This window comes from Brevibacterium daeguense (assembly GCF_021729135.1).
GTDB classification, from domain to species: Bacteria; Actinomycetota; Actinomycetes; order Actinomycetales; family Brevibacteriaceae; genus Brevibacterium; species Brevibacterium daeguense.
Genome location: NZ_JAJTWW010000023.1, coordinates 38,182 through 64,067 on the forward strand (window position 1 = coordinate 38,182; position 25,886 = coordinate 64,067).

Consider the following 25,886-nt stretch of genomic DNA (forward strand, 5'->3'; position numbering starts at 1 on the left):
GGGAGAACGACTGAGCACAGCCGGCGGCTCGGCCGGCTGTGCTCAGATCAGCTGCGATCCGGGGTTTGGCGTGTCACATCCTGACTTCGCCGCTCTCGCCCGCCTTCGGCTCCCCGCCGATGGTCGCTGCCTTCAGCATCGACACCGCAGTCGCGGCCCTGCCCGGCGAGGTCCAGTACTCAGCTGTGTCGGGGACGACCTCCAGCACCAGCACGGAGGGGTCCTCGGGTCCTTGGTCGAACCACGCGTCGGCCCCGAGCCCCCACAGCTCTTCCTTCTTCTTCGCATCGCGATGGAGCAGCGCGCGGCCCGCGATCGAGATCCAGTCCTGCTTGCCGGCGAACGCCAGATTGACCTCCCGATTGTCGAGGAGATCCTCGACCTTCGGGGAGTTCGCTGCCGTCAGGAACCAGAAGTGGTTCGCGTCGTCGACGTCCATGACCGCCATCGGCCGGGACACGATCCGATCGTTCTCGTCCAGCGTGGTGAACATGCACATGCGGATGTCCTTGGCGGCCTGGGCCAGTGCGGTGGCGTCGGTCTCCGCGCTCATCGAAGCACCTCGCTGTTGACCACGGTCGCGACATCGGCCGGGCCGCGTTCGTTCTCGATGTGATCGACCATCGCATCGAAGGACTGATCGTCGAGGTTGTCGAAGCCGGACTCGTCGATCGCCTTCTTCAGCTCGTCCCGGACGGTCGAGTCCGGGGCGCTCTCCTGCCAGGACTGCACGCGGTCGAAGATGGCCTGCAGCTGATCGTGACGGACGGATGCCTGTTCATTGCTCGCGTTATCTGTCATGGCTCCAGCCTAGGGAGAGAGCAGGGCCGCTGAACAGGGTCAGCGGCAAAAATTCTGGAAAGGCACCCTGACGGATAACGTTCGGACTTGTAGGGTGGGTCCACAGCACACAGCAACCCAGCCGGCCTCTCGAGCAGACGGCCGTACAGAGGAGAACCATGAACAGCGAGCAGTCCGAATCCAGCGGTGTCGGCCCCCTCGACAAGCTCAACGAAGCGGCCAAGAAGGTGCTCGGTCCCGCCGACCGCGGCACCGACGAGGAGCGCGCGCAGCAGGACCACGAAGGTCGGCCGATGCAGGAGGGCGACCGGCAACAGGTCGCCCGAGAGCATGGTGACACGCCCTCGACTGACGCGGACGGCAACCCGATCGCCATCTCCGACGAGCGCTGAACGGCTCCGCCCGCGGCCGGGCGTCTAGGACACGACCGACAGCGGGGCGGCCGCCGTGCTGTCACTGAGCATCTCGCGGGCCTCCTTGAGCGCCCACGCCGAATCCTTCTTGTCCAGCTGTGCCAACGCCAGGAGATTCGCAATCCGCTGCTCACGCCGCGCCAGGGCCGCCTCGTTCGTCATCTCGACCATCGCGAGGACGCGGGCATGCGCCCGCCGTCCGCGTGCCTCTGCGGTGGAATCGTCGGCATCGGTATCGCCGAGGATCTCCAGCGCCTCGGTCAGCAGATTCTCCACTTTCACCTCCCAGCACTCTCCGATGAGCGCTGCGTCGTCCAGCCACCGCATCCTGCGAGGCCACCAGGTGATTCTAGCAAGCAGGCTTGCAGCGGCCCGCACGAAGGTCGATCGGCATGACTCCGCGGGGCAGGGTCAGCAGAGGCATTTCCCACAGGAGTCGCGTAGACTAGCACAGAACAATGGAAGCAACAAACGAGGTGATCGCAGTGGACACCCAGCGACCGGACGTCAGGAGAACGGACTCCAGCGGCTACCGCTTCATCGACATGATCGACAGGTTCGTCTTCAGAATCCTCGGCCCGGCGAACCGCGGCACGGACGCCGACCGCGCCAAGAAGAACCCGGAGCTGAGCGAGGCTGATCGCGTGCGGATCGCGCGCGAGCACGGCGACACCATCACCTACGGCGAGGACGGGAAGCCGATCTTCACCTCGGGCGGCTGATGTCGGCCACATGCGGAGGCGGCGCGACCGCTTCCGACTGTCACTGCCTGCCGATGAAGTCGCAGTCCGCGAACTCCGGGATCCCGTCCTTGAACCGCGCGGGCCGAAAATCGCCGAGGAGTTCGGAGGCCTGCCCTGCAAGCTCCTCCGCAGCGAGCCGGCCCAAGAGCGCGGCCAGGGTCATACCGCTGTGCGTCACCATGCAGTAGACCTTCTGCTCCTCGTCGACGAAGCCCATGATCGACAACCCGTCCTCAGGGAGGCTGCGCCCGCTGAACCACACCTTCTCGACGGGCACCGGCCTTTCGAACAGCCACTCCAGCTCGCCCTTCATCGTCGCGGCGACCTCGGCCAGCAGCCGCGGGGACTCCCCTTCCGCAACCCGCTGCTCCACGTGCGGCACCTGCACCCACATCCGCCCGTCGTGCCGCGGCCGGACGTTGATCCGGTCCGAGATCAGCACCCGCCGCAGACCGATGTCTGTCGGGACAGTCAGCCCCAGGAGGCTGTGCGTGCGGGTGCTGGCCGCACTCAGATCGGCCACCGGGATCGTGAACTCCGAATTCTCGCCGAGCTGACGCGACCAGGCGCCGGCTGCGAGGACCACGCGGTCGAAGCTTCCGCGCTCACCGTCGGTGGTGACTACCACTGCACCCGCGGCGCTGCTCTCGACCCGCTCCACCTCCCGCCGCTCGAGGTGTGCACCCGCCGCCGCCAGCGCCCGGACCAACTCCTCGGCGAAGATGTCGGTGTCGAGATAGCCCTCGCCGGGGTAGTACAGGCCGCCGTCGAGCTCCTGCGGCCACCCGATGCTCGGCTCCAGCGCAGCCAGGTCCTCACGATGAGCTTCGCGGACCGGGTAGCCCTCGGCCTGCGCGGACTCCAGCCGCGTGGCGTAGGTGTCCCTCCGGGCGTCCGAGAAGTCGGCCAGGATGCTGCCGTTCAGGTGCAGCCAGGCCGTCGCGTCGGGGAGGCGTTCCTGCAGTCGATCGTGCTCCTCGATGCCGAACGCATTGAGCCGGTGATATGACGACGGGAACTTGTTGTTGGCGTTGAGCCACGCGAATGAACGGTGGCTCGCACCGGCGAGCGGGCCTTCCCGGTCGACCAGCGTGGCCTGATGACCCCGGCTGACCAGCTCATATGCTGCAGTCAGCCCCAGCACTCCCGCTCCGACGACGCAGATCCTCATGACTCTCCCGCTTCCTCGAAGCATGCTTGGCGCCACCCGAGGGCGGATGCTGCCTGGAACCCCCACGGTAGCCCCACGGCAGCCGAGACCGAATTCCCTCGTTCCAGCCGCGAAAGCACCCCATCTCCTCTCGACATATCGCCGTGAGTCATTAAAGTCATGTGAAGAGGCAGTAATCAGGCGTTCCCCACCGGGAACCCGCTGAGAGGAACCCCCTTGGCCACGGAGATCTTCGAGAGCCTGGACCGGCAGCTTCAAGCACAGCGCGAGCTGTACATGGAGCTGCATCGCACACCCGAACTCAGCATGGAGGAGCACCGGACGGCCGAACGCATCGAGGGTGAGATCGCACGCCTCGGGCTCACGTGCCAGCGGATCGGCGGCACCGGGGTGGTCGCAGTGATCGAGAACGGCGACGGCCCCACCGTGCTGGCCCGCGCGGACATCGACGCGCTGCCGGTCTCCGAGAACACCGGTCTCGACTACTCCTCCGAGGTCGACGGGGTCATGCACGCCTGCGCCCACGACATGCATACCGTCGCCCTGCTCGGGGCGGCGGCCGCGCTCGCCGAGAACCGGGCCGCATGGTCGGGCACGTACATCGCGCTGTTCCAGCCCGGCGAGGAGACGGCCGCCGGCGCCCAGGCGATGGTCGATGACGGGCTGACGGAGAAGCTGCCCGCGCCCGACGTGGCGCTCTCCCAGCACGTCATGCCCACCGAGGCAGGCACGATCGGGACGGTCGTCGGGCCCGTGCTGTCGGCCGGCGATTCGGTGAGGATCACGGTCCACGGCCGCGGTGCCCACGGCTCGATGCCGCACAACGCGGTCGACCCGGTGGTGCTGGCGGCATCGATCGTGCTGCGACTGCAGACCATCGTCTCCCGCGAGACCCAGCCCGGCGAGTTCGCCGTGGTGACGGTCGGCGCCTCGAATGCGGGTTTCAAGTCCAACATCATCCCCGACCGAGCCGAGCTGCTGCTCAATGTCCGGACCTACGACGATGCAGTGCGCGAGCGCGTACTCGCATCGATCGAGAGGATCGTGCGCGGTGAATGCGAGGCGGCGGGCTCGCCCCACGAGCCCGAATTCGAGTACTACGACCAGTTCCCGCTGACGCGCAACGACGCCGAGGTGACTGACACGGTCACGGCTGCGTTCACCGAGCACTTCGGCGCCGAACGCGTGTACGAGGCGACGCCGGTCACCGCGTCGGAGGACTTCAGCCGGATCCCGGATGCGTTCGGCGTCCCCTACACGTACTGGACCGTGGGCTCGGTGCCCGCGGAGAAGTACCGCACTGCGCTCGAGCGCGGCACCGTCGCCCAGGACATTCCGGCCAACCATTCCCCGTTCTTCGCCCCGGCGATCGATCCCACCCTGGAGACCGCGACGCGGGCCCATGTGGTGGCGGCCGTGGCGTACCTGGGCGGCCGGGCCCGACCCTGACTCGCCACTGAGTCCTGCGTCCGACTCGGCATCTGCTGCACCCCGGACGGCCCCCGAACCGATCCGATCCATCCACGCCGGCCCGCTGGATCCGGCATCATCTGAGGAGTAGCCATGGCAACCGCCGCCCCGGTTCCTGCACGGACCGACTGGAAGCCCACCGACAAGTGGCTGCTGGGCGTCGTTCTCGCAGTCGTGACGTTCTGGCTGTTCGCCCAGACGCTGCTCAACGTCATTCCCGGCATTCAGGGCGAACTCGGCGTCGCGCCGACGGTGGCCAACCTCGCCGTGTCCATCACCTCGCTGTTCTCCGGCATCTTCATCGTCGTCGCCGGCGGACTGGCCGACCGGATCGGCCGAGTGCGGATCCTGTACATCGGCATCATCCTCAGCATCGTCGGCTCACTGCTCATCGCTCTGACGCCGGAGAACATGGGCGGGCTGACCTCGGCCATGCTCCTGGGCGGTCGCGTTGTCCAGGGACTGTCGGCCGCGTGCATCATGCCCTCGTCGATGGCGCTCATCAAGACCTTCTACGACGGAGCTGAGCGACAGCGAGCCCTCTCCTTCTGGTCGATCGGCTCGTGGGGCGGTTCCGGTCTGTGCTCACTGTTCGGCGGCTTCATGGCCACCACGTTCCTGGGCTGGCGCTCGATCTTCTGGATATCGATCGTGCTGGCCGTGCTCTCCCTGTTCCTGCTGCGCGGCACTCCTGAGTCGAAGGCCGAGCGGGATCCCGAGGCGGCAGCACACGGCTTCGACTGGGGCGGTCTGGCAACCTTCGTCATCGCACTGCTCGCCATCAATGTCTACATCTCCCAGGGCCCGAACATTGGCTGGCTGAGCTTGCCGGGTCTGCTGCTGATCCTCGTCACGGTCGTCTCCGGCCTGCTGTTCCTGCAGATCGAGACCCATCGGAAATTCTCCTTCATCGACCTCAAGCTGTTCGCCAACGGCACCTTCACCGGCGCGACGCTGTCGAACTTCCTGCTCAACGGCGCCGCAGGCACTCTCATCGTGGCACTGGGCCTCGTGCAGGTCGCCGGTGGCATGAGCGCCCTGCAGTCCGGACTGCTCACCATCGGCTATCTGGTCGCGATCCTCGCCACGATCCGTGTGGGCGAGAAGCTGCTGCAGAAGTTCGGTCCGCGCAAGCCCATGCTGTGGGGCAGCACGATCACCGGGATCGGCATCCTGCTGTGTTCCCCCACGTTCCTGCTGCTCGAGCAGTACATCGTCCTCGCCGTCATCGGCTTCACCCTGTTCGGCATCGGATTGGGCTTCTACGCCACCCCGTCGACGGATGCGGCCCTGTCGAACGTGCCCGACAACCAGGTGGGAGCCGCGTCCGGAATCTACAAGATGGCGTCCTCGCTCGGCAATGCGATCGGAGTGGCCATCTCCGCGGCGCTCTACGTGGCCGGCCAGACCGTCGACCCCGACCTCATCCAGTCGTGGGGTCTGTTCATCGGCAGACAGGACAACGTGGCACTGCGCTTCGGCGGTGCGATCGGCCTCCTGTTCAACGTCTTCATGGTTGCCGTCGCAATCGCCTCGATCATCCTCACCGTGCCGCGCGACAAGAAGGTGGAGGTGGAGCCCGAGTCGCAGCGGCCGGAGCGCCGCGATGTCGCCCCGCCGCCGATCGGCAACTGACCGCGCTCAGTTCGATCACGTGCTGGACTCCGCAGTCGCGACCGCAGATCCGGAACTCAGTGGAAAAACACCATTGACTAAACATCTAACATTGCTAGTATTCTTTTCACGCGCTCGGGCTCGGTGATCACCGGTGATCCACACCCGAGATCGGAGCACAGAGCGAGTCAGTCACTGATCTGACTGACAACCTCGGCGCTCCAGCAACTCCAGTCAATACAGTCCAGTCATTCTTTTCGCCGAAATCAATCATCAGTTTATGAAGGTTATCGGCTCCAGCGACGGTTCGGATGCGGCAACGCTGCTGACTCCCGCGGCCGTCCCCGCTCTCTTTCGAAGGACATCAACATGAAGCGTACGGAGGCCACCCGCCCGGCGGCCGAACGGCCGGCCGCAGGCCGAGAAGCGCACGCCACCGAATTCAAACGTGACATGGGGTTCTGGGGAAACCTCGCCCTCGGATTCACCTATCTCTCGCCGGTCGTCGGCGTGTACGCGACCTTCGCGGCCGCCCTCGCGATCGCCGGCCCACCGGCATTCTGGATGCTCATCATCGCGGGAGCAGGGCAGCTGCTCGTCGCAACCGTGTTCGGCGAGGTCGTGTCCCAGTACCCCGTCGCGGGCGGCATCTACCCGTGGAACCGACGCCTGTGGGGCAAGAAGTGGGGATGGATCAGCGGCTGGACCTACATGATCGCGATCAACGCCACGATTGCGTCCGTCGCCTATGGTGCGGGTCCGTTCCTCGGCGCGCTGCTCGGGCTCGAGATGAGCGCCGGCGCGAACGTGATGCTGGCGCTCGGAATCATCCTGCTCGCTACGCTCGCCAACCTCGCCGGCACCAAGTTCCTGGCCAACGTCGCGTTCGTCGGTTTCGTCGTCGAGATCATCGCCTCAGCGGTGATCGGCGTCTGGCTGCTGCTCACAGTCCGCAAGCATGACCTCTCGGTCCTGTTCCAGGACTTCCGCCCCGCCGAGCTGCAGGACAGCACCCCGTTCGCGGTGGCGTTCCTGGGAGCGGCGATCATGGGCATCTACCTGTACTACGGCTTCGAGGCCAACGGTGACGTGGCCGAGGAGGTCCGCAACCCCGGACGCGTCATCCCCAAGGCGATGCGGATGACGATCTACATCGGCGGCCTGGCCTCGATGTTCATCGCGCTCGGCCTGATCCTGGCCGTCGGCAGCTTCGAGGACATCATGAACGGCACCATCCCGGATCCGATCTCCGCGATCTTCCTTGAGGCGTTCGGACCCGTGGGCTTCAAGCTCGTCATGGCCATCGTGCTGATCTCGTTCCTGTCGTGCACCATCTCGCTGCAGGCAGCGGCATCGCGTCTGATGTTCTCGATGGGCCGCGACAACCAGCTGCCGGGGGCCCGGTTCCTCAAGCTCTTCAGCGCCAAGCGCGCCGTCCCGCCGTACGCCCTGCTCGCTGCGGGAGTCCTGCCGGCGATCGTGGTGCTCATCTCGCTGCTGAGCGAGAACGCGCTCATCGCGATCATCTCGTTCGCATCGTTCGGCATCTACCTGGCCTTCTCCTCGGTGGTGCTGGCGGCGATCCGAGCTCGTGCACTCGGCTGGAAGCCGGGCGGCGAGTTCAGCCTGGGCAACTGGGGCTGGGTCGTGGCGATCGCGGCGTTCGCCTATCAGCTGTTCGCCATGGTCATCGTGGCCTGGCCGGTCGCGGGAGCACCGTGGTACGAAGCGTGGCTCGTCGCCCTCATGGGCCTGCTGGTGGTCGGCACCGGAGTGATCTACCTGTTCGCCGCCCGGCCCCACGAGAAAGGCGGGGGCGCTGCCGGAGATGCCACCTCCAATGGCGCTGACCTGGTGTACTCGTCCCCGATCGCGCCGACTGAGGAGATCGTCGACATGGCCGTTCGGCTCGACGGCGGCAAGCCACATCTCTACCCGCACAATCAGGGACCGCGGGACCAGGGTCCGCGCCACTGATCACCACTCCGAGGGCGAGGCGGAGCGCCCCCTCATGACGACTCCCCGGGGAGCGAGCCGAACGGCTGATCCCCGGGGAGTTCCTGCGTGCTCCCGGTGCCCGCGGCCGCCTCGGTCCCGCACTGCCGTCGAGGCGCGGCGTGCGCGAGGACCGCTCTAGGTGCGGTAGAGCAGGCTCAAGCCGAGCTGATCGGCCTTGATCGGGATCCGGCCATAGCCCTCGGGAACGGCCGAGACCCGCACCCCGCTGCTGAATTCGCCCGAGGTGCCCACGAGGACCTGGTTGTGGCGGCTCAGGACGGCCGCACCCTGCCCCAGGGGGGCCAGCATTCGCAGCAGCGTGCTCTCCACGTCGCGCATGAGCATGTCCATGCCGGCGACTCCGACCTTCTCCCCCGCCACGTAGGCGGGCACGGTCATCGTCACCACGTAGTCGTCGATTCCGAGGTGGTCGATGTAGGGACCGGCGATGGTGCGCACCTCCGAGTTGAAGCCGCCACGGAACCACTCGAGGTATTCGTAGTCGTAGAACCGCTCGGAGTCCGGGTCGAGGATGAAGTCCTGGCGCGAGTAGCTGTCGCCGTCCCGCACCCACCACTCGAGCTTGGCCTTGCTCGGCTTGAGGAGGGCGAGCTGGAAGATGAGCCCCGCGCCGTCGAGGTGCGGATTCTCCTTGAGGAACTCGCCGACCCTGACTTCGAGCTGGGATCTCGCCTTGCGGCTGACCTCGTAGGGCGGCTCCCCGGCGAAGCACTCCGCGAGCTCAGCAGTGAGCGCATCGCCCAGAGCTTCGAGCCGCTCGAAGAGAGAGTCGAGCCATGCCGCAATCACCTGGGACGCTTCCACTGCCTCGCTGCGTGTCACGATCCACCTTCTGCAGAAGTCGGTTCTCCCACCGGCCCGGAGCTCAAACCCTGACGCCGATCCCGACTGCAGTCTAATCCGCGCCGATGGTCTCCAGCGTGAGCTTGACGTCGATCAGGCGGTACACGGTGCTCTTGATGTGGTTCTCCGTCGCCTGCTCGGCGCGCTCCGCATCCCCTGCCGCAATGGCGTCGATGATGGTGAGGTGATCGTGGTGCACATCCTCGGACGCGACAGCGGCGCCGGCCCGCGACCATTTCAGCGAGAGGATCTCGCTCTGGAGGCGCATCTCCGTGCGCAGCAGCCGCGGCGACTGGGAGGTGATGGCGACCTGGAGATGGAAGCGACTGTCCGCGCTCGCCGATTCCGCGGGAGACTCCGCCCGTGCCAGGCGGTCGGCGGCGTGGCGGAGCTGTTCGACAGCCTGGTCATGTGCGCGCTGACAGGCGAGCCGGGCGATGCCCGTGGACACGGCGGTGTGCTCATCCCCGTAGTCGCGGATCTGCACGATCGTGAGTCGGGACAGGTAAGTTCTGATCTGCTCGTCACTGGGAAACGGGACCTTCACTATGAAGGTCCCGCCGCCCCGGCCGCGCCGCGTCTCCACGATTCCGTTGGCGCGCAGCACCGCGAGGCTCTTGCGCAGGGTGGCCACCGCGACGCCGAAGTGACGTGCCAGCTCGCTCTCCGAGGGGAGCCGCTCGCCGACCGAGATCGAACCGAGCGCGATCGCAGACACGATCTGGTCGGCGAGCGGGTCACCGTAGCCGAATGGCACGGTGCGGCTCACTCCGTCGGATATGAACGGAAACTGCTGGGTCAATGCAGGGTCCCTCCGCGTCGGCGTCAGGACGATCCTACCCGGCGCGATCCGCCCGGGTGCGGCGATTCTACTGGCCACCCGCGGGCTCGAGCTCTGTCGCGGCCGCGAGCACGCCCGGCAGCCATTCGAGTGCGACGTCGCTCGGCAGGTCCCACGAGGAGGCGTCGTGCCGCCCGTACTCGCCGACCCGGGTGGCGCCGAGCTCGGCGAACCTGCGGTCGATGTGCTCGCTGCCCTGGCTGTAGGTCTCCTCGTAGAAGGTGTCTCCCAACCCGAACATCGCGTAGCGCACCCCGGAGAGGTCCCCGTCGAACTGCTGGAACTTCTCGAAGAACGGGATGGCGGTGTTGGGCAGGTCGCCTTCGCCGTGGGTCGAGCACACGATGATGTAGAAGCTCTCGGGCGTGATCTGCTCGGGATCGAAGTCCTGCAGATCGAACACCTCGGAGTCGTGCTCCTTCTGCAGCTCGTCGCCCAGGTCCTGGGCGATGAGCTCGGAGTTGCCGGACTCGGTTCCGTACAGAACTGTGATGCGCATGGTGGTCTCTTTCTCGGTGAAGGTCAGGGGTCAGTGGGCGGTGGCAGCCGGCACGCCGGCTTCGGTGCCGGCCCGGACCGAGGCGCCTGCCGCCTCGGCGAGGGCGATCGCGACCATGGCGTCATGGTCGACGAGCTTGTGACGCACGCGGTCCTCGGGGGCAGCGGCTCGTTCGGCCTCGTCGATCCGCTGCCACGCCTCGAACGACACGGCCTGCTCCCGGACCCGGGCCGGGAGCGACGCGAAGCCGTGCTTGTCACCGGTGAGCGGGGTGAGACCGGACTCGACGTCGGCGATGATCTCCTTGGCCACCTCGTTCGAATCGGCACGATTGGCGGGGATGGCTCCCACCGGGCCGCGCTTGAGCCACCCGGCGCGGTAAAGCCCGGGCTCGATCCGCCCGCTGTCCTCCGATGGCGAGAAGTCCAGGTGCTCCGCATAGTGGTTGTGGCCGGGCGCGTTGACGTCGAATCCGATCGCCGAGATCACCGTATCCGCCGGGACCGTGCCGGGCTCTCCGGCCGGGGCGGCGGCGAGGCGCACGGCCTCGACGCGCTGGTCACCGGTGATGCGGTCCGGGACGGCGCCGAAGACGAAGTGCACGTGCAGCCGCGGATCCGGCGCCTCCAGCGCGGCGAGCGCTGCGAACGCCTCCTCGCGCTTCCGGCCGAGGGTGTTGTCCTCGGAGGCGCGGCTCGAGTTGGAGTACGTGTAGCGAACGCGCGGGATCCGTCCCAGCTCCTTGACCATCGCGACATCCGATTTCGCGGATGCGATCGGTGAACGGCTGAGGACGGTCACCTGCCTAGCGGGTGCGACGAGATACCGGTCGAGCGCGGTGGAGGCGACGTCGCTTCCGGCGTAGTCCTCGGCCCTCTTCGCGAGGAACCGGACGATGTCGATAGCGACGTTGCCTCCTCCCACGACGACGACACGTTCGCCGATCTCCGGCATCGGGAGGCCGGGCCGCGGGACGGCGTTGAGGGCGTTGATGATGTCGCCCGAGGGCACGACGCCGGGCAGCCGCGCGCCGGGGACGGTGAGCCGCCGGTCCCGCCACCGGCCGCTGGCCAGGACGACCAGGTCGAAGCACGAGCGCAGTTCCTCGAGGCTCAGGTCGTTGCCGATCTCGACATTGCCGGCGAACCGCACGTCTCCGCCCATGAAGGCGCGATCGAACTGCCGGGTGATCGCCTTGGTGTGCTGGTGGTCGGCGGCGACGCCGTAGCGAATGAGTCCGTACGGCACGGCGAGGCGATCGAAGACGGTGATCTCGGCATCGCGCCAGGCCCGCCGCAGCGCCTGCGCGATGAAGCAGCCGCTGGGACCGCTGCCGACGATCGCAATATGCTGCGGTGTCGGCTGCAGAGCCGACTGCGGCGACTGCGCCGGCCGCGGCGACTGCTCCGGCTGGTCCGTACTCTGCACTGAGGTGGGAGTGCTCATCTGCATATCCTTCCGCCAGGTTCACTGATACAGCGGCCTGGAACGATGTGGCGGACTCGCACTGCTTCGCTGCAGGAGGTCCGGATCGCTAAAAGATCTGTTTCTCAATGATTACCGATGATCATGCCGCGCGGCAAGTCCCGATTTCCTGAGAACCCCGGATTCTTCAGGCCGAGGACGCCCTTCTCCTGCTCCGCCGCCCCCGGTGATGTGATCTGGGTCTTGCGCGAGCACCCGAGCTGTGCTTGGATTCATTCACCAACGAAGGTTTAAGAGACCGCTTGAGCAATCAACGAGGATTTGCCCGAAGGGATGCCGATGAGCGCCACCACCCCGACAACCGACCTGCCGTACTTCGACATTGCCGATCCCTCTTTCGCGATGCAGTCGGAAGCTGTGCGCGAGGCTCGCGAGAAGTCGTGGATCGCCCGCACCAACTACGGCTACGCCGTGCTCCGCTACGAGGAGGTGTCACAGCTGCTCAAGAACCCGAAGCTGTCCCAGGGCAGCGCGAAGTGGCCCGAGCACCACGGCGTGCACACCGGAATCTTCTACGAGTGGTGGAGCAAGAACCTGCTCGTGCTCGAGGGCGACGAGCACCACCGCATCCGCCGGCTCCTCAACCCGGCATTCTCGCCCTCGATGGCGCGCAAGCTGGAGCCGGAGTTCGCAGCGCTCGCCGAGGAGCTCGTCGACGGGTTCATCGACCGCGGCGAATGCGAGTTCGTCCGCGACTTCTCCGAGCCGTTCGCGACGCGGGCCCTGTGCATCATGATGGGGCTCGACCACAAGCACTGGCAGTTCATCGCCAGCCGCGCCAACACCGTCGGCTATGCGCTGAGCGTCAGCATCAAGGAGGACATCGAGCGCATCGACGTCGCCGTCAAGGAGCTCTACGACTTCGTCGAGGAGCTCATCGAGGAGCGGCGAGCGGACCCGGGCAAGGACGTGATCTCCCGGCTCGTGCAGTTCAGCGAGGGCGGGGACAAGCTCTCCGGCGAGGAGCTGCGCAACGCTCTGGTGCTCATGCTGTTCGGCGGCATGGACACCACGCGCAACCAGCTCGGCCTGGGCCTCCAGACCTTCATCCACAATCCCGGCGAGTGGGAGAAGCTCGCCGCGAACCCGGAGCTGGCCTCGGCAGCGCTCGAGGAGGTGCTGCGCGTGAACCCGACGACCCGCTGGGTCACCCGAGAAGTCATCGAGCCCTTCGAGTACAACGGGATGAAGTTCGAGGTCGGCACCACGGTCCACCTCTTCACCGCCTCGTCGGGCACCGACCCCGAGGCGTACCCGAATCCGGAGATCGACATCACCGCAGAGGACCGGAAGCCTCATTTCACCTTCGGCGGCGGCGTCCACCACTGCCTCGGGCACTACATCGCCCGCGCCGACATGAGCCAGGCGCTGCCGGTGCTCGCCTCACGCATGACGAACATCCGCAGCGCCGGAGGAGACGAATGGCTGCCCGACTCGGGCAACACCGGCCCCATCCGCTACCCGATCACCTTTGACAAGCGGGGCTGACACAGCCCCTCCCGCACGATCCACATCTTCCCGGCGACGAGGTCGGGAAATGACGACAGAAGGCGAAGCCATGACCATCACCAAACCCACCACGACCGAACCGGCCATCGAACCGTTCCTCGACCAGCTGCAGGCGCAGTCGACCACCCACGGCTGCAATCTGTCCGAGCTGTACCAGCGGCGCATCAGCGGGGCGCTCAATGACAACGACGCCCTCAACCGGCACCGGGAGCGCAACCTCGACGACGACACGGTCGAGCAGCTCAAGGAGAAGATCGAGCGCTCGGGCGTGGAGTACCTCTACTACATGCTGCCGACCCTGCGCTCCCGCACGGTGGCCAAGATGGTGCCGGCGAAGCACATCGTGCGCAATCTGGAGAAGGGTGTGAACTTCACCCGGAACGCTCTGATGGACTTCCAGAACGATGTGTTCGGCAACCCGATCGGCGCCGACATCCACGCCAAGGAGTTCGTCGCCATGCCGGACCCGGAGAGCTTCGACGCGCTTCCCTGGGACAACCAGGTGGGCCGCATCTTCTGCACCGCCTATGAGCCCGAGCACCTGGGCGCGATCGGCGGCCGCCCCAATGCACTCGACTCCCGGGCGAATATGCGACGGGCCCACCAGCTCCTGAAGGATGTCTTCGGCCTGACGATGAGGTCCGGCACCGAGCCGGAGATGGTGTGGGTCGGCGAATCCATCACCCCCCGGACCATTCCCGGCTACAATCCGGCCTACCAGGTCGAATACCTCGAGGGAATGCGGCCGATCTACAAGCGCGTTCACGAGTACGCGGGTCAGCTGGGCTTCGACATGATCGAGGGCGACTACGAGGACCGCGGTCAGATCGAGCTCAACTGGATGTTCGACGAGATCGAGCGCACCGCCGACCGCGTCGTCACCTACCGCCAGATCTGCTCGCAGGTCGCCCGCGAGTTCGGTGTCGAGGCCTCTTTCATGCCCAAGCCGTTCCTCGGGGAGATGGGTGCGGGCTGCCACCACAACATCTCGCTCTGGGACGAGGACGGCAACAACACCTTCGCCGTGCCGGGGAAGACGGAGCTGCACCTGTCGCAGCTGGGCCGCTGGGCGGTGGGCGGAATCATCAAGCATTCCCCCGGCATGATGCTGATCATGGCCTCGACCGTGAACTCCTACAAGCGGTTCTGGGACCCGGGTCAGTTCGCACCGGCACGCGCCGACTGGGGCCTCGACGACCGCGCGTCGTCGATCCGGATCTCCAGCAATGGCCGCGCGGAGGTGCGAGTGCCGGATGCATCGGTCAACCCGTACCTCTCGCATGCCCTGCTGATCGCGGCGATCGCCGACGGCATCGGCAATCAGATCGAACCGCCGCCGGCCGGTGCGCTGGGAGCAGACCTCCCGCGGACCCTCGGAGAAGCGGTGGAGACGTTCCGCGCGAGCGACTTCGTGCGCGCCAACCTCCCGCAGGAGCTCGGGGACGTCTACCTCGAGATGAAAGCGAACGAGTGGGCTCAGTACTGCGGAGTCTTGACTCAGTGGGAGCACGACCAGTACTGGCAGGCGATCCCCTGATGGCAGCGATTCGCTTCTCCTGCATCGATTCCGCGGCCGCGCCGCTGTTCGACCTGTCGGGCGACGGCGGCCGGACCCGCACCGGCTTCGAGCCGGAGGCCGCGCAGCTGGTCGCCGACGAACTGGGCCGGACGCTCGAATGGGTCATCGTTCCGTGGGACGAGATGATCCCGGCGGTCCAGCGCGGCGATGCCGACGGCGTCTGGTGCGGGCAGGGGATCATTCCGTCCCGCCAGGAGCAGGTCGACTTCACCCGCCCCTACGCGGTGTTCAACGAGTCCGTGCTGGTGCGCTCCGGCGACCCCGCGCGGGCTCCGGAGGACCTGCGAGGGTACAGGGTGGCGGCGATCACCGGCAGCGCGAACATGCGCCTGGCGGAGACCTTCCCGGACGTCGAGCTCGTGCCCTTCGCGTCGAGCGATGACGTGTTCGCCGACATGATCGAGGCGGTCCGGAGCGGCACCGTCGACGCGATGGTCGACGACGACGTCGTCACCGTCCCACTGGGCGACCAGCCGGAGTTCGACCTGGCGTTCACGGCGGAGACGCGCAACCCCTGGGGAGTCGGCGTCGCCAAGGACCGGCCCGAGGTGCTCGAGGAGATCGACGGCGCGCTCGCCCGGGTGATCGCGGATGGCCGGCTCGAAGAGGTGTGGAAGAAGTGGATGCCGCACCTGCCGTTCCCCGCCGAAGCGCTGCGCGGCGGCACCTCCTGATGGACCTGAAGCTGATTCTTCTGTGCAAGGAGTGAAATTGGACAAGCCGATCATCGGCGTCACCGGCATGGTGTCGAGCTCGATCAACGGCCTGCGCTTCTCCGGCGCGGTCGTGGCGACAGCGGTCCTGGAGGCCATCGTGCGCTCCGGGGCGGAGCCGCGGATCCTCTTCCCCGGCGGCGATCCCGCATCCGACGACCACTGGGAGGGGCTCGACGGGCTCGTCGTTCCCGGCGGGTCGGACATCAATCCCCGGCTGTACGGTCAGGATCCGATCGAGGGCGTGACCCTCACGGACGTCGACTATCAGGACGAGTACGACCTGGCGATGCTCAGGGGTGCCATCGACCGCAGGCTGCCCACGCTGGCGATCTGCCGCGGGATGCAGCTGCTCAACGTGGCCTTCGGCGGTGACCTGATCCAGCACATCGACACGAGCTCCGAGCATGTGGGTTCGATCCACCCGGTGGAGCTCGAGGACGGCACCCTGGTGCGCCGGATCCTCGGCAAGCCCAACGTCGACGTGTCCTCGTACCACCACCAGGCGGCGGGGCGCCTCGGCGAGGGGCTGCTGCCGGCAGCGGTGGCGAGCGACGGCACGATCGAGGCGCTGGAGCTCGCCGGTGCTCCGCTGGTCGCCGTGCAGTGGCATCCGGAGGACCGGGCGCGGACCGACCGGGACGACCAGGTGCTGTTCGACTGGCTGGCCGAGGCGGCCCGCACCGGGGATGCCGAGGCGGCGGCCGACGCGGTGAGTTCCGGGAGCACCGGGGACCATCGGCGGGTGTCGCTCCACGAGCTGTTCCCGGAGGACATGCCCGAGTTCCCCGCCGATGCGCCGGAGGTCGCGGTTGTCGCGCCGCTGTACTATCCGGGCTTCGGCGAGGAGGAGTACGAGCTCATCCGGGATTACGCTGCCTCCACCGTGAGCGCGCTGCATGCCGCGGGTGCCAGGGTGGTGGTCGTCGATCCGGGCAACCCGGAGACGCGGCGCCTGGAGGACATCGAACGCGCCGATGGGGTGCTGTACCTGGGCGGCGGCGACATCGATCCGCGCCTGTACGGCGGCGACGCCGAGGCGGTGGCGAAGTCCTCGGGAGTTGATCGGGAGTCCGACGAGTTCAGCGTCGCCGGTATCCGGGCGACGCTGGAGCGTGACGCGCCGCTGCTGGCCGTCTGCCGCGGATCCCAGGTGATGAACGTGGCGCTCGGCGGCACGCTGATCCCCGACCTCGTGCCCGGCGACCTTCACCACGGCGCCAAGGGAGAACCCATGTTCGTCGACGAGGAGATCCACCTCGATCCGGAGTCGAAGATCGGGCGGATCCTGGGGCGGCGGGAGGTGGTGGTCCGCTCGGGGCATCACCAGGCGGTCGAGGAACCGGGTCAGAACCTGCGCGTGGTCGCCCGTGCCCTCGACGGGACCGTCGAGGGAGTCGAGCACACCAGCGCGCGGTGGGCCCTGGGTCTGCAGTGGCACCCGGAGGACCCGGTCGGCAACCACGACGACTTCCGGGCCATCATCGAGGAGTTCGTGTCCCAGGTGCGGACGGTGATGAGAGAACGAGCCACGGCGCAGGCACCTGCAGGCGAGCCTGGGGATGGCGCCGGCGCCGGGGTCGCAGAGTCGGACGAGCGATCCCCGGCAATGGCTCCTCGCTCATAGCGCCGGCGTCACCTGTCGACCTGCTCCTCCCTGAGCTTCACCAGCATCCGCTCGACCACCGGCAGCACCAAGCCCGGGGCCACCATGCTCTGCACCTGCTGGATCAGCAGTGCTGCGGCAGCATCGGCCATCGAATCGGTGAGCGACCCGGCCAGGTAGGGTGCTGCCGGTACGGGCTGCCCACCTCCTGTATTGAGGCCGGGTTCGTGCTGCACCGCGCGGCGACCGGGCTCCTGCTCTTGCAGTAGGGCTCCGGGCCCAGCCTCCTCGCGGCGCTCGCTCGCGGGGACAGCGGACGATGCTGTCATTGCGAGCGGAGCGCCGTGGGCATCGGCCGCCGCGGTCGATTCGACGACGGGATGGTCCGCCTCTGCCGCAGTTCGGTCCGGCGGCAACTTCTCATTCAGCACCTCCGGCCCCGGACCCGCGACAGCCCCGGACTCGAGCTCAGGCTGCGGCTCTGGTGCCCGGAGCTCGGTCCATTCGAATCCGGCGAGCACCTCGGACAGCGGGGCCGGGACCCGGCTCTCGGCCAGCACCAGGTCGAGCCGTGCGGTGGCGCGAGTCAGGGCGATGTACAGCAGCCGCGCGCCGTCGTCGGTGCGATAGATCCCGTCCGGATCCGCGATGACCACGGCGTCGAATTCCAGGCCCTTCACCTGATCGGGTGCGAGCAGGTTGATGTTGGTGCCGAGGCTGCCGTTCTCGGGCAGCGAATGACGCACGCCTTCCGCGTCGAGGACGGCCGAGATCTGAGCAAGCAGTGGGGCAGCCGCGACAACGCCGACCATCAGCCCACTGCCCGCATGCGTGCGAGCGCGGTTCGCCACCCCTTGGGCGACGACCTCCGCGTCCGCGTTCACGACGGTCGGCGGCACGCCCGTCGAGCGGACCGACTGCGGTGGGTCGAGGTGCGGTGCCACCTCGTCCTGCAGTGCGTTCGCCACGTCGAAGATCTCGCTCGGCACGCGGTAGACGTGCTTGAGCGTCTGCCGGGAGGCGGGCATTCCGTCGCGGTGCAGCGCCGTCATGATCGGATCCCAGGAGTCACGGGCGAACGGACCGGTCGACTGCGCGATGTCACCGACCAGCGTCATCGCCCCGTTCTCGGACAGCCGCTCCAGCGCCATCAGCTGCATTGCGCTGAGGTCCTGCGCCTCATCGACGACGATGTGCGCGTACCGCCGCTGGTAGTCAGCACCGATCAGGGCGCGCACCTCATGGAGGAGGAACGCGTCCTCGACCGTCCATGGCTCGTCGCCGATGTACCGGGCCGCCGGCCGGTACAGCAGCTTGAGCTCGTCAGGTGACAGCTCCTGCTCTCCGGCGTCCTTGAGCCGCCTGGTCGACCCCAGCAGCTCACGCAGGAACTGCTGCGGGGACAGCGTGGGCCACACTCGGTCGACCTGCTGGTTGAACGAGACGGCATCGAAGGTCCTGTCGAAGGTCGCGCTGGAACGGCTTCCCAGCGCGCGCTGGAGCTCTCCGCGCAGGGCCTCGACGAAGCGCGCACGTCCTTCCGAGTAGGGCAGGTACGACAGGGGCTTGACCAATCCCTGCACCACCGCGGCGGGAATGTCGACGGTCAGGTTCGAGGAGGCCCGCCGCACCGCCAGGCCCGTGCTGACGCTCCGCACCCGCTGCCGGAGACCTTCGGCCAGCACGTCGTGCATGCGCCGGTCGCCCTTGATACGGGCGATCGCCGGACGGTCGTGGCCGCCGCGGACGCCGAAGTCCCTGACGAGCTGGTCGAGGGCGAGGTGCCGGATGTCGTGGTCGCCGAGGGCCGGCAGGACGTCCTGGATGTACTTGGTGAATGTCGTGTTCGGACCCACGACCAGGACATCCTCGGACTTCAGTCCCTTCTGATTGAAGAGCAGCCAGGAGACCCGATGGAGCGCCACGACCGATTTGCCGGTGCCGGGACCGCCCTGGATGACGAGCAGGGACTTCGGCTCATGGGCGATGACCTGGTACTGCGCCGCCTGAATCGTACTGACGATGTCCTTCATCTTGTCCGTGCGATTCGATTCGAGGCTGACGAGCAGCTCGTCCTCGATGAGGATCTGGCCCTCGTCGAGCGCGGCAAGCTCCTCGGCGAGCTGCTCGAAGACGAGATCGGAGAAGCGCTGAATCGTGTTCCGCTCGGTGGTGAAGCTGCGCTTCAGCGCTGCTCCCCTGGGATCTCCCGGCTGGGCGGAGGCGAATCTGTCACCGATCTTGGACTTCCAGCTGGCGACGAGCACGTCCCCGTGATCGTCGACGATCGCCTGCTTGCCGACGTAGAACCGCTTGCCGTCCTCGAGGTCGAGGCGGCCGAAGGCGACAGGATCGTTCGGCCCCAGGGCGTTGGGGCGCTGCATGGCCTTGGCCTGTGCCCGGCGGTCGCCGGCGTTGCCCTCGACGCGCGCAGACGCGCGCTTCTGCTGATCATCCGTGTGCGTCCGGAGCGCGTGGTCGAAGTACCGCTGCTCGGCGCTGAGCTCTGCGGTCGTGTCAGTGTACTGTGCTGTCACCGATGCCTGCCTCGGGCTGTGCTGTGCGGATCTGCGGCAATGCAGAACTTGTCCGATCCTCGATTGCTTCGGTTTTCAAGGATCTGTTCACAGTATGACCGGAGGCACGGACACGACGTACTCCCCCGCCGGATGCTGAGAGCGGTTGTACCGGCTCTTCGCCTCGGTGCTGCGCTGAAGGTCCCGCTCGAATCAGAGGAACAGGTCCTGCCCCAGCGACTCCTCCGTCGCGCCCTCGTGCAGGTAGCGGGAGAAGTCAGTGACTCCTGCCTGGCGCAGCACCTCCTCGTCGACGAAGCACTCCCCCGTCGCTTCGTCCGCTGACCGGGCGAGCACCTCGGCGGCGGCATCCGCCATGATCTCCGGACGCCGCGCTGCCCTCATGGCCTCGTCGCCGCCGACGACGTTCTGCACCGCCGCGGTCGCGATGAGCGTGCGCGGCCACAGGCAGTTCGCTGCGATCTTCTGCTCCCGGTACTGCTCCGCGACTCCGATGGTGAGCATGGTCATTCCGTACTTGCTCAGGGTGTACGGGGCGTGCTGGGCGAACCACTTGGGATCGAGGTTCAGCGGCGGCGAGAGCGTCAGCACGCGCGGCTGTGACGACTCCAGCAGCTCCGGCAGGGCAGCCGACAGCACGGTGAAGGTGCCGCGGGAGTTGATGTCCTGCATGAGGTCGTAGCGCTTGGCGGGCAGCTGTCCGATCCCCTGCAGCGCGATCGCCGAGGCGTTGTTGACCACGATGTCGATGCCGCCGAACCGCTCGACCGTCTGCTCCACCGCCGAGGCGACCGCCGCGTCGTCACGGATGTCGCCGACGATCGGCAGGGCGCTGCCGCCCGCCTCCTCGATCGCCGCGGCCGCGGTGTGCACCGTTCCGGGCAGGCGCGGATCGGGGGTGTCGGTCTTGGCGACGAAGGCGATGTTCGCCCCCTCGCCGGCCAGCTTCTGGGCGATCGCCAGCCCGATTCCACGGCTGCCGCCGGTCATGAAGACGGTCTGCCCGTCGAAGCGCTGCTGCTCTGTCATGTCCTGTCTCCTTCTCGTGGTGTGCCGAATCGGAAAGTGCTCAGTACCTCATCGATAATTCGCAGTGCCCAATCGGAATGCGCACTGTGCCTCAGTCAGAATGCTCGCCGCGCCGCAGCGCCGCCAGGCCGAGGATCTCGCAGACCTGCAGCGCCATCGCCAGGTCGGTGGGCGCGCTGGCCAGCGGCTTCCCACGCAGCTCGATCGCCTTCTCCACCCGGTATCTGACTGTGTTGCGGTGGAGGTTCATCTCCGCTGCGGTCCGCGTGTAGCTGCTCTCGTTGGCGAGGAAGCAGCCCAGGGTCTCGCGCAGACGTGCGGCGTTCTCGGAGTCCTCGGCGAGTCCGCGCAGCTGATCGGCGATCCACGCCTGCGTCGCCGGCATCTCGGACACGAGCACCGAGGTGATCGCCACTCCCGGCTCGCCGTAGAACATCGTCCGAGGCGCAGAATCCTTGGCAGCCAGCGCAACCCGCGTCGCCGCCTCGGCCTGGTCGTGGGAGCGGCGGAATCCGCGCGCGCCCTCCTCGGTGCTGCCGAAGGCGATCCTGCTTCCCGGCAGCTCGTCGAGCGCTGCCGTCAGCCTCGTGGCGTCGGGTCGCTCGCCCCAGCCCACGCCGAACCACACCCAGGCCATTCCGCGGTCGACTGCGGTGAACAGGCGAGGAGCGGCACGGTTGAAGGCATGCGCGACCCGGGAGGTGAAGGCCGACAGCTCGGGCGTGCAGTCCACGCCCGGGTTGGCCCGGTCCACCCACACCACGGCCGCCCGATGCGTCCGTCCAAGCCGGTAGTGGGCGTGCGCCTCGAACTCGGTCGCCGCCACGGGTTGGCCGTCGAGCACCTGCCGCACCAGGCTCGAGGTCGCCGAGGCGCTGTCCTCCAGCCGGCGGCGAGTCTCCTCCGCATGGGCGGCGAGGATCTCCTGGGTGATCCAGTCGACGTATCGGTGCATGAAGCCGTCGAGGTGGTGCTGGACGTAGAGCTTCTTCTCCGGCGGGCTCTCGAGGGCCTGGATCTCCGCGAAGACGAAGGTGCGCACGGTCTCCGAGCCCAGGTGGTAGGCGCGCCGCAGCGCATCGGACGGCACCCCGCGCTGCGCCAGCCGATAGGCATACTCGACGGCGGCGGTGTCCGGCCGCACACGCTCGAACGGGATGGAGTTGCGCAGCATGGTGACGATCGTGTCGACGTTGCCCTCGACGCTTGCGGCGAGCATGTTCAGCAGCTCCGGCTCATCGAGGAAATCGACCTGGGAGGCGATCGTGTTCGTCATCTCCGTGCAGATCTCGTCGAAGCGCTTGTGCAGCCGCTCGCCGATCAGCGCGATCTCCGCATCCACGTGACCACTCCAGTCCTCATCAGTCTCCGTCGACTGTGCGCGGACCGACCCGCGCTTCTTCCCCGAGCTGCACTTCTTCCCCGAGCTGGGCCAGTGCGGACCGGGCCGCGTTGTACCCGCACATCCCGTGCGCTCCGGCTCCGGGCGGGGTGGCCGCCGAGCACAGGAAGAGACCCGGCGCGCCGAGCGAGTACGGATCGACGCTCACGCGCGGCCGCAGCAGCAACTGGAACGCCGAGTTCGCACCGGTCACGATGTCCCCGCCGACGTAGTTCGGGTTCTTCCCCTCCAGCTCCGCGGTCGACCGGACGTGCCGGCCGACGATCCGTTCGCGGAACCCGGGGGCGAACCGCTCGATCTGCTCCTCGATCGCCTCGGTCGCGTCGCCCTCGTAGCCTGCCGGCACGTGAGCATAGGCGTCGATCGGGTGGACATCGCCGGCCGAGCGCCCCGGATCCGCCAGGTACTGCTGACCCAGGAGGACGAAGGGCCGCTCGGGCATGACGCCCTGGTTGATCTGCCGTTCAGCGGCGGCGATCTCCTCGAAGGTGCCGGCGACGTGGACGGTGCCGGCAGCGCGCGCCTGCTGATACTCCCAGGGGATCCCGCCTTCGACCGCGAAGTTCACGACGAACGCGCCGGGCCCGTGCCGGAACCGGCGCAGCCCCCGCCGCACCCGAGGCGGCAGCCGGTCTCCCGCGATGTCCGCCGCTGCCGCCGGGCCGGTGTCGAGCATGATCACCTCGGCGTCCGGGAGATCGGCGAGCGAGCGCACCTGCACGCCCGTCTCCACGCGCCCGCCCAGGCCCTCGAGCGCTGCGATCGTCGCGGTGGCGATCGCCTGCGATCCGCCCTTGGCCACCGGCCAGCCGTAGGCGTGGGCGGCGGTGCCGAGCGCGACGCCGATCGCCGACGACGCGAGCGTGGTCAGCGGGCGGAAGGCATGGGCGGCGACCCCGCCGAACAGGGCGCGCGCCTCGGGCGTCTTCCACAGCTGCGCCACCAGCGCGGCCGGCATGCCGGCGAAGCCGCCGAAGTGCGCGAGCTTGAACAGGTGCTCCGGGACGTGGAGCATGGGCCGGAGGAAGTCGTCGGTGGTGTCGGGGAAGTTCCGGGCCAGCGGCCCGAACACCTTCGCCCAGGTGTCCCCGTCGTCGAACAGATGCCGGGCGGTGGTGGCGACGTCCTGCCAGGCCGCCGCGCCCGCGCCGTGGTCGAGCGGGTGCGCGTACTGGATTTCCGGCCAGAGCCATTCCAGCCCGTAGCGGGACAGGTCGGCCTCGCCGGCGAAGGCGTTGTCGAGGGCCAGCGGGTGGAAGCCGGAGCACTCGTCGTGGAGGACTCCGGGCAGGGTGAGCTCAGCCGAACGGGTTCCGCCGCCGGGAGTGTCAGCGGCCTCCAGCACCGTGACGTCCAGCCCCCGGCGGGCCAGCGTCACGGCGGCAGCGAGCCCGTTGGGCCCGCTGCCGACCACGATCGCCTTCGTCATTCCTGCATTCTGTCACGGTCTCCGGACACGGGCTCGGCGACTGCTTCGAGCCCGGCCTCCGCCGGCTGCGGCTGCCGGCGGACCGGGGCGGGCGCCTCGGCGGCGGCCTGCCCGTCGAACGCCGCCCGGTCCGTGGGAGGTGCGACCTGCGCGGTGTCCGCCTGTGCCGGGTAGTCGTCCACGGGACGCCGCGCGGCGCGCTGCGCACCTTCCGGCCCGAAGTCCGCGCTCGTCATGCCGGCCTGGGCGGCGGCGGAATCGACCACCTCGGCGGCGTCCTGCTGGACCTCGACGGCGTCCGCGACGTCGGTGGCCCCGGCGCTCTGGGCGACGAGCATGGAATCACCCGGAGCGACATAGCCCGGAAGCGTCCACGTCACGCGGTGCGGAATCGGGCCGTTGGGCAGCCAGGGCTGCGCCTCCGAGGAGTCCTTGGTCCAGTACCAGCCCCGCTCGACCACGCCGAGGGCTGCGTCGATGACCCGGTACTCGGTGTAGTTGCGGTGGATCGGCTCGGATTCGGTGAACACGACGACCAGGTCGCCGGGCTCGTAGTTGCAGCGCTTCTGGACCGCCGTGATGAGCCGCTCGTCGTGCAGGTGGCCGTCGCCGAACTGCCAGCCGACGAGTGCCGAGCAGACCGTCTCCGCCTCCCGGATCCGGTAGGTGTCGATGTTCTCGGTGTGCCGGCGCAGCAGCGAGTGCAGCGCGCGGCCCATGCTGTGCATGCTGCGCCAGGCATTCGTCTTCTGCACGAACATCTCGCCCAGGTCCTCGCCGTATGCCGCCTCCAGTTGGGTGGCGTGCATGGCGTTGGACTTGATGATGTGCTGCTCGATCTTGAGCTCGGTCTCCTTGTCGCGGAACGCCCACACCGCCGAGGCCCAGTTGCCGGCGTACTGGCGGTAGGAGACGAGGAAGGAGATCCAGTCCGGCCGGATGTTGCCGACGATCGGCGGCAGCACCATGAGAATCACGACGGCGGCCGCGATCCACGGCGAGCTGAAGTCGAAGACCCCGTAGCCGGCCTGCGCCGGGAAGTTCCAGAACAGGAAGATCGCGGAGAAGATGAAGAAGATGTTCCACTCCAGCGGCACCGCGAGCGGGATCGTCGAGATGATGAAGACGTGGAACGCGATGATGCCCACGAGCGCGATCGCGGTGATCGTCCGGTCGGTCGAGAACAGCAGCACGAGCGGCAGCAGGCCCTCGAGGATGGTGCCCGGCACATGGGCCATGAAGGTGGTGAACTTCGAGGGCCGCAGGTCACGCGGGAAGTCCTTGTACAGTGCCCGCTTGATCGCCCGGGAGGGAACCCACGCGGTGTTCGCCATCATCGCGGCCACGGCCGGGCTGAAGTGGCGGCCGAGCTTGGACACGGCCGCACCCACCCACACCACGACGATGACGATCTTGGCCGCCACGATCATGTCGGTGAAGGACGTCAGGACAGCGAAGGCCAGCAGGATGGGCGGGTACTGCTCGGCGCGCGAGATGAGGAACACGACCTTGTCGCGCAGGCCCATGAGCCCCAGCAGCCCGAGGTACGTCAGCAGCGCCCAGGCGGGCAGCAGGCCGGCTTCGGCATTCGGCACGAGGTCGATGCGGGCACCCGGATGGACCAGCAGGAACACGAGGTTCGCGAGAATCGCCCAGTAGAGCGCGACGTCCCACAGCGTGCGGTGGTCACCGCCCGTGAGCGGAACCTTGTCCGGCCACGGCGGGACCCGCAGGGTGCCCCTTCGGGCGAAGTACAGGATGCCGCCGATGGGCGGCTTGACCTTGAACGCCATCGGTCCTGACGACGAGGACCAGCCGGTGATCTCGAACAGGATCGTGAAGACCATGAGCTTGAGGTAGACGATCGGCTCCGTCCACCAGCTGGTGAACTCGGCGAAGCCGCCCAGTGCCGGGGTGGTGAGCCCGACGATGAGCACGCCGAGCACCATGTAGACGGCCATCTTGATGACGTAGAACATCAGGATGTTCTTCGGCACGCCGAAGCCGTACTCGCCCCAGTGCTGGGAGAGCGTCTTCATCCGCTCCTGGAACGGCATGCGGACAACGGCGGCGGGGCCTGCGGCGGGCAGGTCCGGTGTTCTGAAACCCATGATTCCTCCTTGAAGCGCGGGTTTGCGGTGGTGGTGGTGGTCGGGTTCGCGAGCGCGACCCCGCACGAGTGG

The 25,886-nt window shown here is 67.7% G+C and carries 22 protein-coding genes; 9 read left to right on the top strand and 13 right to left on the bottom strand.

Features of this window, described 5'->3' with window-relative positions; genetic code table 11:
* Positions 1–73 precede the first annotated feature (73 nt).
* Together LXN01_RS14880 and LXN01_RS14885 are read right to left on the bottom strand one after the other, a co-directional pair.
* A complete protein-coding gene (locus LXN01_RS14880) occupies positions 74–553 on the bottom strand; it encodes a pyridoxamine 5'-phosphate oxidase family protein (RefSeq protein WP_236866412.1) in 480 nt (159 codons plus the stop codon).
* A complete protein-coding gene (locus LXN01_RS14885; protein WP_236866414.1) occupies positions 550–801 on the bottom strand; it encodes a hypothetical protein in 252 nt (83 codons plus the stop codon). Before LXN01_RS14885 ends, LXN01_RS14880 begins: the two co-directional genes overlap by 4 nt.
* Positions 802–959: 158 nt before the next feature.
* Here LXN01_RS14885 and LXN01_RS14890 point away from each other — a divergent pair, with 158 nt between their 5' ends.
* A complete protein-coding gene (locus tag LXN01_RS14890; RefSeq protein ID WP_236866416.1) occupies positions 960–1,193 on the top strand; it encodes a hypothetical protein in 234 nt (77 codons plus the stop codon).
* 24 nt (positions 1,194–1,217) lie between these two features.
* Here the strand turns inward: LXN01_RS14890 and LXN01_RS14895 are convergent, their stop codons facing one another.
* The gene (locus LXN01_RS14895) at positions 1,218–1,541 is read right to left on the bottom strand and encodes a hypothetical protein (protein WP_236866418.1); all 324 of its coding nucleotides are present in this window, start codon (positions 1,539–1,541) and stop codon (positions 1,218–1,220) included.
* Between the two features lie 131 nt (positions 1,542–1,672).
* On the opposite strand from LXN01_RS14895, the gene LXN01_RS14900 reads away from it, so the two are divergent.
* Entirely contained in the window at positions 1,673–1,936 is a 264-nt protein-coding gene (locus LXN01_RS14900) for a hypothetical protein (protein WP_236866420.1), read from the top strand.
* Between the two features lie 40 nt (positions 1,937–1,976).
* Here the strand turns inward: LXN01_RS14900 and LXN01_RS14905 are convergent, their stop codons facing one another.
* Positions 1,977–3,128: an NAD(P)/FAD-dependent oxidoreductase gene (locus LXN01_RS14905; RefSeq protein ID WP_236866422.1), complete on the bottom strand. Its 1,152-nt coding sequence runs from the start codon at positions 3,126–3,128 to the stop codon at positions 1,977–1,979.
* Positions 3,129–3,404: 276 nt separating this feature from the next.
* On the opposite strand from LXN01_RS14905, the gene LXN01_RS14910 reads away from it, so the two are divergent.
* From LXN01_RS14910 to LXN01_RS14920, 3 genes are all read left to right on the top strand, one after another.
* Entirely contained in the window at positions 3,405–4,577 is a 1,173-nt protein-coding gene (locus LXN01_RS14910; RefSeq protein ID WP_236866482.1) for an amidohydrolase, read from the top strand.
* 114 nt (positions 4,578–4,691) lie between these two features.
* On the top strand, positions 4,692–6,233 hold the full coding sequence (locus LXN01_RS14915; protein WP_236866424.1) for an MFS transporter: 1,542 nt from the start codon (positions 4,692–4,694) through the stop codon (positions 6,231–6,233).
* 348 nt (positions 6,234–6,581) lie between these two features.
* Positions 6,582–8,189 carry an APC family permease gene (locus tag LXN01_RS14920; RefSeq protein WP_236866426.1) on the top strand — a complete coding sequence of 536 codons (1,608 nt, stop codon included), beginning with the start codon at positions 6,582–6,584 and terminating at the stop codon, positions 8,187–8,189.
* A gap of 156 nt (positions 8,190–8,345) precedes the next feature.
* On the opposite strand, the gene LXN01_RS14925 is transcribed toward LXN01_RS14920, so the two are convergent.
* From LXN01_RS14925 to LXN01_RS14940, 4 genes are all read right to left on the bottom strand, one after another.
* Positions 8,346–9,053, bottom strand: coding sequence for a cache domain-containing protein (locus LXN01_RS14925; RefSeq protein ID WP_236866434.1), 708 nt, complete (start codon positions 9,051–9,053; stop codon positions 8,346–8,348).
* A 73-nt stretch (positions 9,054–9,126) separates the two neighbouring features.
* A complete protein-coding gene (locus LXN01_RS14930; protein ID WP_236866436.1) occupies positions 9,127–9,876 on the bottom strand; it encodes a FadR/GntR family transcriptional regulator in 750 nt (249 codons plus the stop codon).
* A 67-nt stretch (positions 9,877–9,943) separates the two neighbouring features.
* Positions 9,944–10,414, bottom strand: coding sequence for a flavodoxin domain-containing protein (locus LXN01_RS14935; protein WP_236866438.1), 471 nt, complete (start codon positions 10,412–10,414; stop codon positions 9,944–9,946).
* A gap of 30 nt (positions 10,415–10,444) precedes the next feature.
* Positions 10,445–11,860, bottom strand: coding sequence for an FAD-dependent oxidoreductase (locus LXN01_RS14940; protein WP_236866440.1), 1,416 nt, complete (start codon positions 11,858–11,860; stop codon positions 10,445–10,447).
* A gap of 318 nt (positions 11,861–12,178) precedes the next feature.
* On the opposite strand from LXN01_RS14940, the gene LXN01_RS14945 reads away from it, so the two are divergent.
* The 4 genes from LXN01_RS14945 (at position 12,179) to LXN01_RS14960 (ending at position 17,327) form a co-directional block, all read left to right on the top strand.
* Positions 12,179–13,387, top strand: a complete 1,209-nt coding sequence (locus tag LXN01_RS14945; RefSeq protein WP_236866448.1) for a cytochrome P450 — start codon at positions 12,179–12,181, stop codon at positions 13,385–13,387.
* Between the two features lie 70 nt (positions 13,388–13,457).
* On the top strand, positions 13,458–14,945 hold the full coding sequence (locus tag LXN01_RS14950; protein WP_236866450.1) for a glutamine synthetase family protein: 1,488 nt from the start codon (positions 13,458–13,460) through the stop codon (positions 14,943–14,945).
* Entirely contained in the window at positions 14,945–15,661 is a 717-nt protein-coding gene (locus LXN01_RS14955) for an ABC transporter substrate-binding protein (RefSeq protein WP_236866452.1), read from the top strand. Before LXN01_RS14950 ends, LXN01_RS14955 begins: the two co-directional genes overlap by 1 nt.
* A gap of 37 nt (positions 15,662–15,698) precedes the next feature.
* Entirely contained in the window at positions 15,699–17,327 is a 1,629-nt protein-coding gene (locus LXN01_RS14960) for a gamma-glutamyl-gamma-aminobutyrate hydrolase family protein (protein ID WP_236866454.1), read from the top strand.
* An 8-nt stretch (positions 17,328–17,335) separates the two neighbouring features.
* Here LXN01_RS14960 and LXN01_RS14965 read toward each other — a convergent pair whose 3' ends face one another.
* The 5 genes from LXN01_RS14965 to LXN01_RS14985 all read right to left on the bottom strand — a co-directional run bounded on the left by LXN01_RS14965 (position 17,336) and on the right by LXN01_RS14985 (position 25,814).
* Positions 17,336–19,843, bottom strand: coding sequence for a HelD family protein (locus tag LXN01_RS14965; protein WP_236866456.1), 2,508 nt, complete (start codon positions 19,841–19,843; stop codon positions 17,336–17,338).
* 192 nt (positions 19,844–20,035) lie between these two features.
* Positions 20,036–20,872, bottom strand: coding sequence for an SDR family oxidoreductase (locus LXN01_RS14970; protein ID WP_236866458.1), 837 nt, complete (start codon positions 20,870–20,872; stop codon positions 20,036–20,038).
* 91 nt (positions 20,873–20,963) lie between these two features.
* On the bottom strand, positions 20,964–22,214 hold the full coding sequence (locus tag LXN01_RS14975) for a PucR family transcriptional regulator (RefSeq protein WP_236866460.1): 1,251 nt from the start codon (positions 22,212–22,214) through the stop codon (positions 20,964–20,966).
* A gap of 19 nt (positions 22,215–22,233) precedes the next feature.
* A complete protein-coding gene (locus LXN01_RS14980; protein ID WP_272902533.1) occupies positions 22,234–23,703 on the bottom strand; it encodes a phytoene desaturase family protein in 1,470 nt (489 codons plus the stop codon).
* On the bottom strand, positions 23,700–25,814 hold the full coding sequence (locus tag LXN01_RS14985; protein WP_236866462.1) for a DUF3556 domain-containing protein: 2,115 nt from the start codon (positions 25,812–25,814) through the stop codon (positions 23,700–23,702). The genes LXN01_RS14980 and LXN01_RS14985 overlap by 4 nt, the downstream gene beginning before the upstream one ends.
* Positions 25,815–25,886: the final 72 nt, after the last annotated feature.